The sequence below is a fragment of the Fredinandcohnia onubensis genome (assembly GCF_002734285.1).
In the GTDB taxonomy this organism is placed as follows: Bacteria; Bacillota; Bacilli; order Bacillales; family Bacillaceae_L; genus Ferdinandcohnia; species Ferdinandcohnia onubensis_A.
Map to the genome: position 1 here is coordinate 118,519 of NZ_NSEA01000003.1, position 12,715 is coordinate 131,233.

General features: G+C 37.3%; 13 protein-coding genes. 7 read left to right on the forward strand and 6 right to left on the reverse strand.

The window, feature by feature from the left end; all coding sequences use genetic code 11:
• Nucleotides 1-5: 5 nt before the first annotated feature.
• Nucleotides 6-455 carry a universal stress protein gene (locus tag CKJ95_RS03400; protein WP_099351996.1) on the reverse strand — a complete coding sequence of 150 codons (450 nt, stop codon included), beginning with the start codon at nucleotides 453-455 and terminating at the stop codon, nucleotides 6-8.
• Between the two features lie 212 nt (nucleotides 456-667).
• Between CKJ95_RS03400 and ald the strand changes: the two genes are divergently transcribed.
• Both ald and CKJ95_RS03410 read left to right on the forward strand, forming a co-directional pair.
• Complete coding sequence (ald, locus tag CKJ95_RS03405; protein WP_099351997.1) at nucleotides 668-1,789, forward strand: alanine dehydrogenase; 1,122 nt, start codon at nucleotides 668-670, stop codon at nucleotides 1,787-1,789.
• Between the two features lie 138 nt (nucleotides 1,790-1,927).
• Nucleotides 1,928-2,665, forward strand: coding sequence for a hypothetical protein (locus CKJ95_RS03410; protein WP_099351998.1), 738 nt, complete (start codon nucleotides 1,928-1,930; stop codon nucleotides 2,663-2,665).
• A 54-nt stretch (nucleotides 2,666-2,719) separates the two neighbouring features.
• Here the strand turns inward: CKJ95_RS03410 and CKJ95_RS03415 are convergent, their stop codons facing one another.
• Nucleotides 2,720-3,814, reverse strand: a complete 1,095-nt coding sequence (locus CKJ95_RS03415) for a M24 family metallopeptidase (protein WP_099351999.1) — start codon at nucleotides 3,812-3,814, stop codon at nucleotides 2,720-2,722.
• Between the two features lie 215 nt (nucleotides 3,815-4,029).
• Between CKJ95_RS03415 and CKJ95_RS03420 the strand changes: the two genes are divergently transcribed.
• The 3 genes from CKJ95_RS03420 to CKJ95_RS03430 all read left to right on the forward strand — a co-directional run bounded on the left by CKJ95_RS03420 (nucleotide 4,030) and on the right by CKJ95_RS03430 (nucleotide 6,455).
• Nucleotides 4,030-4,713: a metal-dependent hydrolase gene (locus CKJ95_RS03420; RefSeq protein WP_099352000.1), complete on the forward strand. Its 684-nt coding sequence runs from the start codon at nucleotides 4,030-4,032 to the stop codon at nucleotides 4,711-4,713.
• Between the two features lie 84 nt (nucleotides 4,714-4,797).
• Complete coding sequence (locus CKJ95_RS03425; protein WP_099352001.1) at nucleotides 4,798-5,040, forward strand: hypothetical protein; 243 nt, start codon at nucleotides 4,798-4,800, stop codon at nucleotides 5,038-5,040.
• A gap of 104 nt (nucleotides 5,041-5,144) precedes the next feature.
• The gene (locus CKJ95_RS03430; RefSeq protein ID WP_099352002.1) at nucleotides 5,145-6,455 is read left to right on the forward strand and encodes a CBS domain-containing protein; all 1,311 of its coding nucleotides are present in this window, start codon (nucleotides 5,145-5,147) and stop codon (nucleotides 6,453-6,455) included.
• Nucleotides 6,456-6,505: 50 nt separating this feature from the next.
• On the opposite strand, the gene CKJ95_RS03435 is transcribed toward CKJ95_RS03430, so the two are convergent.
• Nucleotides 6,506-6,805, reverse strand: coding sequence for a YtpI family protein (locus tag CKJ95_RS03435; RefSeq protein WP_099352003.1), 300 nt, complete (start codon nucleotides 6,803-6,805; stop codon nucleotides 6,506-6,508).
• Between the two features lie 117 nt (nucleotides 6,806-6,922).
• Here CKJ95_RS03435 and CKJ95_RS03440 point away from each other — a divergent pair, with 117 nt between their 5' ends.
• On the forward strand, nucleotides 6,923-7,864 hold the full coding sequence (locus CKJ95_RS03440) for a DHH family phosphoesterase (protein WP_099352004.1): 942 nt from the start codon (nucleotides 6,923-6,925) through the stop codon (nucleotides 7,862-7,864).
• 34 nt (nucleotides 7,865-7,898) lie between these two features.
• Here CKJ95_RS03440 and CKJ95_RS03445 read toward each other — a convergent pair whose 3' ends face one another.
• The 3 genes from CKJ95_RS03445 to CKJ95_RS03455 all read right to left on the reverse strand — a co-directional run bounded on the left by CKJ95_RS03445 (nucleotide 7,899) and on the right by CKJ95_RS03455 (nucleotide 9,073).
• Nucleotides 7,899-8,087: a hypothetical protein gene (locus CKJ95_RS03445; RefSeq protein ID WP_099352005.1), complete on the reverse strand. Its 189-nt coding sequence runs from the start codon at nucleotides 8,085-8,087 to the stop codon at nucleotides 7,899-7,901.
• 144 nt (nucleotides 8,088-8,231) lie between these two features.
• Entirely contained in the window at nucleotides 8,232-8,762 is a 531-nt protein-coding gene (gene ytrI, locus CKJ95_RS03450) for a sporulation membrane protein YtrI (RefSeq protein WP_142353917.1), read from the reverse strand.
• Nucleotides 8,735-9,073, reverse strand: coding sequence for a YtrH family sporulation protein (locus CKJ95_RS03455; RefSeq protein WP_099352007.1), 339 nt, complete (start codon nucleotides 9,071-9,073; stop codon nucleotides 8,735-8,737). Before CKJ95_RS03455 ends, ytrI begins: the two co-directional genes overlap by 28 nt.
• A 169-nt stretch (nucleotides 9,074-9,242) precedes the next feature.
• Here CKJ95_RS03455 and CKJ95_RS03460 point away from each other — a divergent pair, with 169 nt between their 5' ends.
• Nucleotides 9,243-12,614, forward strand: a complete 3,372-nt coding sequence (locus tag CKJ95_RS03460; RefSeq protein ID WP_099352008.1) for a DNA polymerase III subunit alpha — start codon at nucleotides 9,243-9,245, stop codon at nucleotides 12,612-12,614.
• Nucleotides 12,615-12,715 lie beyond the last annotated feature (101 nt).

The window sequence follows — 12,715 nt, forward strand, 5'->3', positions numbered from 1 at the left end:
ATATATTAAAGATCTTTCTCTGTTCTTACAACCATAACATCACATTTTGCATAACGTGTAATATTTTCAGATACACTGCCTAATAGGAAACGCTCGACAGCATTTAAACCAGTTGCACCACATATGATTAAATCAATATCATGTTTTGGTGCAATTTCTTTTGCGATTTTTATTTTAGGTGAACCGAATTCAAGTATTGTTTCGATGTCATCAATACCGGCTTCACTTGCCACTTCCTTATATTGGTTAAGTAATTCTTTTCCATATTGCTCTGATTGTTCTGTTAAATTGTATTGATAAGCTCCAATCGTCGCAAACTGTTTTAAGTCAATCACATGGGTAACACTAAGTGTCGCATGATATCGCTTACAAACGTCGATTGCTTTCTTAAAAGCCCATTCCGCTTCCTTTGAACCATCAACAGCTACAAGAACTTTTTTATAGGTAACTAGCATTTTTTTAGCCCCCTAAAATATGAGATTGTCTTTCTACTATTAGTATAGCACTGGCAAAACACTTGAATATCATACATAATTGTATAAAATTTGAACTTTTCCTTGATTATTAGGAAGAAAAATACTATCATGTAAGTGTTTTCATTGTTGTTAAAATCATATTTTAAGTTCAAGTAAGTAATCTATTGAAAATGAGATGAGGAGTGTTTTTCATGCGAATTGGGGTACCTCGGGAGATAAAAAATAACGAAAACCGTGTTGCGATGACTCCGGCGGGTGTTGTAAATCTTGTAGGCTTCGGTCATGAAGTGTATATTGAGACCAATGCGGGGATCGGTTCTGGTTTTACGGATGAACAATATGCTAGTGCAGGGGCTACCATTGTTAGTACTGCAAGTGAGGCATGGCAGGTGGACATGGTTATGAAGGTAAAAGAGCCACTTCCAGAGGAATATCAATATTTCCGTGAAGGCTTACTCTTATTTACATATTTACATTTAGCTGCAGAGCCTGAATTAACGAAAGCTTTAGTTGAGAACAAAGTGATTGGGCTGGCCTATGAAACTGTACAGCTCCAAAACCGTTCACTACCATTGCTAACCCCAATGAGTGAAGTTGCAGGAAGAATGGCAACTCAGATTGGCGCGCAATTTTTAGAAAAGCCACATGGTGGAAAAGGGATTTTACTTGCTGGTGTGCCAGGCGTTCATCGTGGTAAAGTAACGGTTATTGGTGGAGGAGTTGCAGGTACGAATGCAGCTAAAATGGCAATTGGTCTAGGTGCTCGAGTGACAATAATTGATTTAAGTCCGGAGCGACTTCGCCAGCTCGATGATATTTTTGGAGCGGATGTAACTACACTTATGTCAAACCCGCTTAACATAGCGGAAGCGGTGGAGGAATCAGACCTCGTGATCGGAGCAGTCCTCATTCCAGGGGCAAGGGCGCCGAAACTTGTAACGGAAGAAATGATTAGAACAATGGCACCAGGTTCTGTAGTCGTAGATATTGCGATTGACCAAGGCGGAATCTTTGAAACGACAGATCGAATTACAACTCATGATAATCCAACTTATGTCAAACATGACGTCGTCCACTATGCTGTTGCGAACATGCCTGGAGCTGTACCACGTACATCAACTTTTGCACTGACGAATGTAACCGTTCCATATGCATTGTTAATTGCTAATAAGGGATTTAAACAAGCTTGTATCGAGAATGATGCGTTGTTTAAAGGGATTAATACATTAGATGGTTATGTTACCTACAAGGCAGTTGCAGAAGCACACGGAACATCCTATTCAGATGCAAAAACACTCTTAGAAAACAGATAATTTTTTGGGGATACCTTTCCTTAGGTGTCCCTTTTATGTCCTCGAATCATTGTCACCATTTTTTATGCATAAAAATAAGATAAAGAAGAGTCTACATGAAGACAAACGTCTAACTAACTCGTAAGGGAGTGCTGAAAAATGGGTTCATCTGTTTTTTATAATGAATCGTTAGCCCGATTTGTTCATCGACCAGCTACTTCTTCGCCGGATAATCCAAATCAACAAACTTATTATTCTAATTTTGTATCGGAACATATTAAACAACAGGAGAAATATAATGAGCTCGTTCAAGAGTATATCAAAAGCAATGAAGGGCTAATTAAGCAATTAGCAGAAGAACAAAAAGGACTGCAACACCAGTTTTTTAAATATGAACAAAATCAAATGGAGAAGAACGAAAAGTTCTATAAAAAAATGACGGAACAGAAAAACTTATTGGAGGTATTTGTTGGCTTTATGAAGAAACAAGAAAAATTTAATGAGACAGCGGCGAAGCAACAAGTGGAACATAAAGAACAGCTTGAAGTTCTCCAAAAAATTGTACAAAATCAAGAAATCTTTAACAATAAAGTTTCTGAAAATATGAACCTAGTGAAAAAGCAATTTGACCAAATAATAGCTTCTCTAAAAAATCATGAATTAAAAAATGAAACCATTGCTAAACGATTTGAGCAAAATGACGAAAAAGATCAAGAAATTGCAGCCACCATCATGGAGCAAAAGGAGTTATTTTTCAAGGTACTAAATGGTTTACAGGATAATAAAGAGCAATATGATATTTTGTTTGATTATGTACGTAATCAGGATAATTTTAACCATAAGCTGTTTGAATACCTCTGCTCAAAATTTGAAGAGGTAGAAAATGCAGTGAATTAAGAAATGTGAAGGCTTCTAAAGTTCAAAAAGGACCGCTCAGGGTCCTTTTTGCATTTATTTTATGAGTAGTTCCTTAGGGAACTTTGTAAGTGTTTGGGCTCCATCAGCGGTAATAATCATATCATCTTCAATTCGAACTCCACCAATTTCTGGAGCATAGATTCCTGGTTCAATTGTGAATACCATACCCTTTTGTAGGAGCATATCATTTGTTTCATTCATAGAAGGAAATTCATGAACATCAATTCCAAGTCCGTGTCCAATTCGGTGGGTAAAATATTCACCATAGCCAGCATTGGATATAATGGTACGTGCTGCACGGTCGATATCGCCAATTCTTGTTCCTGGCTTACAAGTATCAACAGCTGCTAATTGGGCCTTTAACACAGTGTCATAAACCTCACGTTGTTGGTCGGAAACCTCTCCAAATGCGACTGTTCTAGTGATATCAGAGCAATAACCGTCAAGAACAACACCTAAATCGAAAAGAACAAAATCTCCTTTTTGAATGGTTTCAAGTCCTGGTTTTCCATGTGGAGCAGCAGTTTTTAAACCTGTTAATACCATTGTATCAAAGGACATTTGGCGGATTCCTTTTTTCTTTAATTCAAATTCAATTGTTGCAAGTACATCTAATTCTGACTTTCCTTGGGCAATTGCCTGGACACCCACTTCTACTCCAAAATCAGCAAGCTTTGCTGCCTCTTCTAGAATAGAAATTTCTTTCTCTTCTTTAATCATCCGTAAAGTATGTAATTTTTCCTCAGCTGATACGAAAGATGTGGTTGGGAATAATTTTTGAATTTGTTCAAAACGATCAACAGTTAAATGTTCTTTTTCAAGAGCTAATGATGAGACTGTTATGTTTCGTTTTGAGAGTGAATTTTGGATGAGTTCCCAAGGATTATCGGTATCACTATATCCAATGATTTCATACCTCCAGCCAGCATTACGTGCCTGGGCAAGCTCCATGTTTGGACAAATCAAGATGGGCTCTTCCTGTTGAAAAACGAATAAACCAAGAAGTCTTTCGTGTGGTTCGGTATAAAAGTTTGTTAAATAAAATACGTTTGGAGTAGACGTAATAAAACTACATGTAATGTCCTTTTCTGTTAACCAACTAGAAAGTTGTTGTAATCGTTGATTCATTCATAACACTTCCTTTTAAATAATAAGGGACACTGTTTATTTTAGCACTTTGCGGTTTGAAGCGGAAGGTGTGAGCCTTTTCCGATAATAGTATTCCTTTTTGGAGTAGGGTTTGATTTACGTAGGAAAAGGGTATAAAAAAGAAGGAAAGTAAGCATTTAAAAAGAAGTACTATATTAAGGTTTCTATATACAATTATGGAAGGGGAGATACATATGAAAGTATCCTATCATGGTCATTCTGTTGTAAAAATTGAAACAGGTGGAAAAACGATCATCATTGACCCATTTATCACAGGAAATCCTAATACAGATTTAAAAGCATCTGAAGAAAAAGTGAATGTCATTTTACTTACACATGGTCACGGAGATCATGTCGGAGACACTGTAGACCTTGCTAAACGCAACTCGAGTCTTGTGGTAGCTCCAAATGAACTTGCGGTCTATTTAGGCTGGCAAGGCTTGAATGTACATCCGATGCATATTGGTGGTGCCCATCAGTTTGACTTTGGGAAGGTAAAATTCACCCTAGCTTTCCATGGTTCAAGCGTCGAAATTCCTGAAAAACAGGAATTTGTTTACACAGGTATGCCAGGTGGTATCTTGTTTAGTGCTGAAGGAAAAACAATCTACCATGCAGGAGATACTGCATTATTTTACGATATGAAATTAATTGGTGAGCTTAATGAGATCGATGTTGCCTTTCTACCAATTGGAGATAATTTCACGATGGGACCAGATGATGCACTAATTGCAGCAGAGTGGTTAAAAGCCAAAACTGTCGTGCCGATTCACTATAATACTTTCCCAGTGATTAAACAGGATGCGGCCGATTTTGTCTCAAGACTTACATCGGCTGAGGGCAAGGTTTTAACAGCAGGTGACGCAATTGAATTGTAAAACGAACAAAGGCGTGAGGAATCACGTCTTTTTTCTATGCTTGCTTCATAGAATGATACAAGCATAGGTAGAGGAGGTAAAAGGATGCATAATAGATTGTTACTATGTTTATTGCTTTGTGGTGTCTTACTTTATTACGGGGTTCCAAGGCTATCAATCGGAGCGGAAGGATTAGAGGGAGTATTCGCTCTTTCATGGCTAGTTTTTGCCTTGATTGTAGTGAGTGGAAACTTAATTGGGTTATTATATAACCCGAAGTCTGCTCAGAAAACGACAAGTCCACAAGCAGCCACTGCAAAACGTCGACAAAGAATGCGGAATTACTAATATAGCCATAACTAATAAAATTGAATAAACCTTGCTTCACCCGTATAATAAAAGATAAGACATAACGGAACTAGACAAAGAATGATTATTAGAGGGTGAAGAGCTTGGCGACAAAGCATGAGCAGATTTTACAGTATATTGACACACTTCCGATTGGTGAGAAAATTTCAGTTCGACAAATTGCTAAGGATATGAAAGTGAGCGAAGGAACGGCTTATCGTGCCATAAAAGATGCTGAAAATAAAGGATATGTGAGTACTATTGAACGTGTCGGAACCATTCGTATTGAACGAAAAAAGAAAGAAAACATCGAAAAGTTAACCTTTGCAGAGGTTGTCAATATTGTTGATGGACAAGTGCTTGGGGGAAAAGCGGGGCTGCATAAAACACTCAATAAATTTGTTATCGGGGCTATGAAATTAGAGGCAATGATGCGTTATACAGGTGCAGGAAACCTTCTAATAGTTGGTAACAGGACAAAGGCGCATGAGTATGCATTAAATGCAGGAGCTGCCGTTTTAGTGACCGGTGGTTTTGACACAGAAGATGAAGTGAAAAAGCTTGCAGATGAGTTGCAACTTCCAATTATTTCGTGTAGTTATGATACTTTTACGGTTGCTACCATGATCAACCGTGCAATCTATGACCAGCTCATAAAAAAAGAAATTGTTTTAGTTGAGGATATATTAACGCCTAAAACCGAGACCGTAAGCCTGCATACCTCAGATAAGGTAGAGAAATGGTACGAACATAATACCGAAACAGGTCATGGTCGCTATCCTGTCGTTGATCATCAATCAAAGGTTGTTGGGATGGTTACAGCAAAGGACATTATGGGACAGGACCCTAATACGCTCATTGAAAAGGTGATGACGAAACAACCAATGACCGTTAATGGAAAAACATCGGTTGCATCTGTATCACATATGATGGTGTGGGAAGGTATTGAAATGCTGCCGGTTGTGGATCAATCGAATCGTTTGCAAGGGATCATTAGTCGTCAGGATGTACTAAAGGCTATGCAAAATATTGGTCGTCAACCTCAGGTAGGAGAAACGATTGATGATATCGTGACAAATCAACTCGTGGATATTTCTGCTGATGGTGTAGCGATTTATCAATGTGAAGTAACCCCACAAATGACTAACCACTTGGGAACTATTTCATACGGAGTATTTACAACGATTGTAACGGAGGCAGCAAATAGGGTACTAAAATCCTTTAAAAAAGGAGATTTGGTTATCGAGAATATGACGGTTTATTTTATGAGACCCGTTCAAATTGATAGTCTAATGGAAATTCATCCAAGGGTTCTAGAGGTTGGAAGAAGGTTTGGTAAGGTTGATGTTGAAGTTTTTCATGGCGGAGTCGTTGTTGGAAAAGCAATGATGATGGCACAGCTAATAGAAAGATAAGGATAAGTATGAAAAAAAAGACGCTATAACGCGTCTTTTTCTGGGTCTAGTTAACTTTGTTGTTCAGCTTCTTTTAGTACATATGGAAGATAATGCTTATAAGCACGGAAGCCTGCCCAAATGCTTCCACCACCAACTAATATAAGGACTGTCCCAATTACATATGAGATCGTAGATGGATGAACGAAATACGTATTTAATCCAAATAACGCAACAAAAAGTCCTAAGGCAATACTAGATTTCGCTGAGAGCCATTGTTTTTCAATTGGACGTCTTGTGCGGAAGTATTTTGTTTTATAATAAAAATAAAATACAAGTGCAAATATGATTAGAAAAACGAGAATTTGCATGAGAAGTTTCCTCCAGTTCTAGATTACTATACCTATTGTAACCAGAACCAATTCAAATTGCTAGTGAATAGAATGTGGAAACTTGGTGACGAAATGAACCGAAAAAGGAGAACTCTTATGATTCAATCTATTCTTAAAACAATAAGTGACTTTGAAACGATCATCATTCATCGCCACGTACGACCAGACCCTGATGCCTATGGCTCACAGTGTGGTCTAGCAGAAATTCTAAAAGCATCCTACCCAACCAAAAGAGTATTTGTTGTTGGTGAGAATGAACCCTCCTTACTTTTTCTGAAGGAAATGGACCAAATTTCGGATGAAATGTATGAAGAGGCATTAGTTATTGTCTGTGATACTGCAAACCAAGGTAGAATTTCAGACGAGCGTTATAATCGCGGGAAAAAAATAATTAAAATTGATCATCATCCGAATGAAGATCCATATGGAGACCTCTTATGGGTCGACACAAGTTCCAGCTCCTGCAGTGAAATGATCTATGAGTTTTACCTTCAAGGAAGGAACCAAGGGTTAACTCTTTCAAAGGAAGCTGCGAGACTTCTTTTTGCTGGAATTGTCGGGGACACGGGTAGGTTCTTGTTTCCTAGTACAAATCCAAAGACATTTACATATGTCGGAGAATTAATTGAATGTGGTTTTCATTTTCCAGATGTTTACGAGAATTTATATAAAACGAAGGAAAATGTCGCACGCCTTAGTGGTTATGTCCTTCAAAATTATAAAGTCACCGAAGATGGTGTAGGGTCTATGGTGATTTCAAATGAGATTCTGAAAGAATACAATGTAACGCCTACAGAAGCATCTCAATTGGTAAGTAACTTAGGAAATATTGAAAATATCAAAGCATGGGTGTTTTTCGTGGAGGAAAAAGATCAAATCCGTGTTCGCTTGCGTTCTAAGGGACCTGTGATAAACGGGGTAGCAAAAAAATATAACGGCGGTGGGCACCCACTTGCATCAGGGGCCACCATTTACTCGTGGCAAGAGGTCGAAAACGTTATCTCTGATTTAAGGAAGGTTTGCAATCAGGTTACCTAAAAAAATAAAGTCGCTCCTTTTGCGTGCGACTTTATTAGCTATCTACCTTAACTGGGATGAACCATGAACCTAGATCGGTTACTTCTTCAAGAACGTTGAGATCTAAGGCTTGAATTTCTTTTTTTAACGCATTTACAACTTCTGGGGATTCTGCATAAGCGGAGTACCCATTTTTGATTCTCGCCATTTTTTCATTTAATACTTTTCTCCGGTTAATATACATAAATTCCCTCCTTATGTGTTTTCTTTTATTTTATTGCAATTTCGCCTAAAAATGCTACATTATTTTTAAATTTTCTAAAAATTAATACAAATTTGTAACAAAATCTTCATTTTTCCAAAAAAAAGCCTCCGGAAGGAAGCTATGTTAGTTGACAAGTTCTATATTTAAAGAAATTTCAAGTGTTGTATCGACAAAAACTGTGTGTATTTTTAGCTTATATGTTTTGTCGCCCAATTCGTAATTCCTATTTTCAATCGTTCTAAATAAGAGGTCTTTGTTTTTCGATAATGTTTGGATATCCTGTCCAATTAAAGTGTTAAGGTCTTCGATTACAGCGGTTTTCATATGATGGAGATCGAGTGAACTGAGTTCTACTTTTTTTCTGTTTGCAAACTCCACATTGAAATCTTGAATTTTTAGCTTGTTTTTATTTTCACTATTTAATTTTTTTATATCATCAATTAGTATGTCTTTATCATCTTCTAAATTTTTTATTTTGCTTTCCTGCTTTGTGATTAATTGAATCTGGTCTTCCTGCAGTATCCCAAACTGAAATAAAAAGACAAACCAACTGATCAAGGCACCGATAATAACGCCTGCGAAAAATCGTTGCCAGCCTGGTTTTTGATGATAAGGGGGGACTCTCATTATGAGATATGCTCCTGGGTGAGCCATTCAATAATTCTCCACCCGAACTGCGCTCCACCCATTGCAGAAACAATCAGCAGAAATTGTTTAAAAACATCTTTCGTTTGACCTAAAAATATTCCTCTTTCAAAACTATAAAAAGCATCAAATGTTCCACCAATTGCAGCAACAAGTGCCCAAATCTTTAACTTGCTGGCAACCGAATAGATTTCAGATAAAGGCGCTTGACCCGAAATGAAGGCACCGAGACCTCCGATAAGGGAACCACCTAAAAGTACGCCAAGTGCAATAAAAAAACTATGAATAAATGCAGGCATAAACGCCTCTTTTACCTCCATTTGGACACCTTCTTTTAAATATTTGTAAGTTGCGGAAGCTTTTATTACATGTATATGGACAAACAATCCATTCTATGAGTTTTGTTTTGCTTGTTTCATAAATAGGTCTATAATTAAAGTATCAAATAGGTAAGGACGAAATTAATAAAATGAAAAAGGTGTGATTTGATTGCCTTTTGTTCATCTTCAGGTTCAAAGTGCGTATAGCCTCTTATCAAGTGCTGCAAAAGTTGAAGCTTTGGTTGAAAAAGCGAGCAGCTTAGGGTTTAAAGCATTGGCATTAACCGATGAAAACATAATGTATGGGGCGATAGCCTTTTATAAGCATTGCAAAAAACATGGTATTAAACCGATTATTGGCATGACTGCTTCGGTGTTAGCAGAAGAGGAACAAGGTCATGACGTGGCTTATCCTGTAGTATTACTTGCGAAAAATAATAAAGGTTATCAAAATCTATTAAAAATTAGTAGTGCTATTCAGACGAGATCAAAGGTCGGAATCCCAAGAAGATGGTTATCGCAATATCGTGAGGGATTAATTGGGATTTCTCCTGGTCGTGAAGGAGACATTGAACGAAGTCTTAAGGATGGACATTATGAGGAAGCCATTAGTCGAGTAAATTCTTATAAACAAATCTTTGAACAAGATAGTTTTTTCTTAGCTGTTCAAAATCATAACTTGCGAGAAGATGTAGAGATTAATCATAAACTATTCCAAATTGGAGCAGAACTAAACGTCCCATTGGTGGCTACAAACCAGGTTCAATACATCGAGCAAAGTGATTCATTTGCTCATGAATGCTTACTTTCGATTAAAAATAATACAAAACTATCAGACGAAAATCGAGTTGTTTTTCCAAGCAAGGAATTTTATTTGAAGAGTCCATCACAGATGAATGAGCTTTTTTCGGATACACCAGAAGTTCTTGAAAATACATTACGAATTGCAAAGGAATGTAATGTAGAAATTGAATTAGGGAAATTTGCATTACCTAAGTACCCGGTTCCAAATGAGGAATCTGCAGAGGATTATTTATCACGAATCTGTTTAAAAGGATTGCATGATAGGTATCAAAATCCTACTGATGAACAGTTCGAACGACTTCAGTATGAGCTTCAAGTAATTAAAAAAATGAATTTTAGTGATTACTTCTTAATCGTTTGGGATTTTATGAAGTATGCTCATGAGAATGGAATACTGACGGGTCCAGGAAGGGGTTCTGCTGCAGGTTCATTGGTGGCCTATGTTTTACATATCACAGATGTTGATCCACTCAAACATCAATTATTATTTGAACGATTTTTAAACCCAGAACGAATTTCAATGCCTGATATTGATATTGATTTCCCAGATAATCGACGTGATGAAATGATTGAATATGTTTCAAAAAAATACGGCAGACTCCACGTAGCGCAAATTATCACGTTTGGAACATTAGCTGCAAGAGCGGCATTACGTGATGTTGGAAGAGTAATGGGTATCTCTCCAAAGGAGGCCGATTTTCTTGCCAAACAGGTTCCTAGCAAGCTCGGAATCACACTACAGCAAGCATTCGAGGAATCGCAAGGATTACGAGACTATATTCAAAATATCGAAATTGGACGGAAAATCTTTGAAACAGCCAAAAAAATTGAAGGTCTTCCTAGACATACTTCTACACATGCGGCTGGTGTTGTGATTAGTGAACAGCCACTCACTGATTTAATTGCTATTCAAGAGGGACATAATGAAATCTATTTAACACAATTTCCGATGGAAGTGCTCGAAGAAATTGGGCTCTTAAAAATGGACTTCCTTGGACTACGAAATTTGACGCTGATTGATAATATTCAATCCTTGATTCAACGAGGAACCGGAAAGAAGTTGGATCTTTCTAAAATATCAATGAATGATCAAAAAACATTTGCATTGCTGGGTAAAGGAGATACAACGGGGGTATTCCAACTCGAGTCAAGTGGAATGAGAAGTGTTCTCGTAAGGCTTCAGCCGAGTGATTTAGAGGATATTGTTGCTGTAAACGCATTATATCGGCCGGGCCCAATGGAAAATATTCCACTCTATATTGCTAGGAAACATAAAAAAGAACCAGTTCAATATCCACATCCAGACCTTGAACCCATACTTGAGAAGACCTATGGTGTGATTGTTTATCAAGAGCAAATTATGCAGATTGCTTCTAAAATGGCTGGTTTTAGCCTTGGAGAGGCTGATTTATTGAGAAGAGCCGTAAGTAAAAAGAAAAAAGAAGTACTAGATAAAGAAAGACAGCATTTTGTGCAAGGTAGCTTAAATAAAGGATACACCGAACAAACAGCAAATGAAATTTATGACTTAATTGTCCGGTTTGCCAATTATGGGTTTAACCGAAGCCATGCTGTTGCTTACAGTATGATTGCTTATCAACTTGCCTATTTAAAAGCTAACTATCCACTCTATTTTATGGCTTCATTACTGACAAGTGTTATTGGCAATGATGACAAGCTCGGGCAATATATACGTGAATCCAAACAAATGGGGATTACCATTTTGCCTCCATCTATTAATAAAAGCTACTATCCTTTTATTGTTGAGAAAAAAGCAATCCGCTTTAGTTTGGCGGGAATTAAGAGTGTAGGGGTTGCAGCCTTAAAGGAAATTATTGAGACGAGAAAAGTTAAGCCTTATTCAGATCTCTTTGACTTTTGTGTCAGAACATCGATGAGGAGTATTAATCGTCGTACAATAGAGGCGTTAATTTGTTCAGGAGCTTTTGATGAATTTGGTGAACACCGAGCGACTCTATTAGCGACTTTAGATGTTGCGATCGAGCATGCTGAACTCGTGCGACCAAAAAATGATGAAAATCAAGTCGAGATGTTTTTTGAGGATGATTTTGGACTTAAACCAAAATATGTAGAGGTTGAACCATTTAAGGAAATGGAAAAACTTCGCTTTGAAAAGGATTCACTAGGCTTTTACTTATCAAGTCATCCAATTACTAGTTACTCTGCATATCTAAAGAAACACGGGGGAATCTCGATTTCGGAGGCTTCACATTATCTACATCAAAATGTTGTTGTAGGTGGATTCATCACAAAAGAAAGAACAATTCGCACAAAAAAAGGTGAGGTCATGGCCTTTTTGACAATTAGTGATGAAAGCGGGGAATTAGAAGGCGTTGCATTTCCAAGAACCTACACACAGTCGGCAAAGCTTTTAAAAAATGATGCTTTAGTTTTACTAAAGGGTAAGCTTGAAAGTCGAAATAACCAACTACAGCTGATCATTAACCAGGCTGAGGCCTTACCCGATAAAGTGGATATGCCGGAAGATGTGAAGAAACTTTTTGTCAGAATGGAAAAAATGGATCAAGCAGCTCAAGTGCTTGCAAACTTAAAAGAATTATTAAAGCAATATCCTGGGGGTACTCCGGTGGTCCTGTATTATGAAGAAACACAAAAAACAATGCAGCTCCAACAAGAACTGTGGGTTGATCCTAATCAGGAATTTTTATCCAAAATAAGGGAATTGATGGGACATCAAAATGTGGTGATTCGATAATAAACCACTTTACATGAACAGCAATTATGTTATATTGTAATAGAAAAGCGAAGTGGCCATACCACTTATTTTTGATTAATTAGAAAATTCTATTTTACTAG

What these genes read in the sequence shown, in the direction of transcription:
- CKJ95_RS03400 (WP_099351996.1), bottom strand. Translation starts at nt 455, where the DNA reads ATGCTAGTTACCTATAAAAAAGTTCTTGTAGCTGTTGATGGTTCAAAG.
- ald (WP_099351997.1), top strand. Translation starts at nt 668, where the DNA reads ATGCGAATTGGGGTACCTCGGGAGATAAAAAATAACGAAAACCGTGTT.
- CKJ95_RS03410 (WP_099351998.1), top strand. Translation starts at nt 1,928, where the DNA reads ATGGGTTCATCTGTTTTTTATAATGAATCGTTAGCCCGATTTGTTCAT.
- CKJ95_RS03415 (WP_099351999.1), bottom strand. Translation starts at nt 3,814, where the DNA reads ATGAATCAACGATTACAACAACTTTCTAGTTGGTTAACAGAAAAGGAC.
- CKJ95_RS03420 (WP_099352000.1), top strand. Translation starts at nt 4,030, where the DNA reads ATGAAAGTATCCTATCATGGTCATTCTGTTGTAAAAATTGAAACAGGT.
- CKJ95_RS03425 (WP_099352001.1), top strand. Translation starts at nt 4,798, where the DNA reads ATGCATAATAGATTGTTACTATGTTTATTGCTTTGTGGTGTCTTACTT.
- CKJ95_RS03435 (WP_099352003.1), bottom strand. Translation starts at nt 6,805, where the DNA reads ATGCAAATTCTCGTTTTTCTAATCATATTTGCACTTGTATTTTATTTT.
- CKJ95_RS03440 (WP_099352004.1), top strand. Translation starts at nt 6,923, where the DNA reads ATGATTCAATCTATTCTTAAAACAATAAGTGACTTTGAAACGATCATC.
- CKJ95_RS03445 (WP_099352005.1), bottom strand. Translation starts at nt 8,087, where the DNA reads ATGTATATTAACCGGAGAAAAGTATTAAATGAAAAAATGGCGAGAATC.
- ytrI (WP_142353917.1), bottom strand. Translation starts at nt 8,762, where the DNA reads ATGGCTCACCCAGGAGCATATCTCATAATGAGAGTCCCCCCTTATCAT.
- CKJ95_RS03455 (WP_099352007.1), bottom strand. Translation starts at nt 9,073, where the DNA reads ATGGAGGTAAAAGAGGCGTTTATGCCTGCATTTATTCATAGTTTTTTT.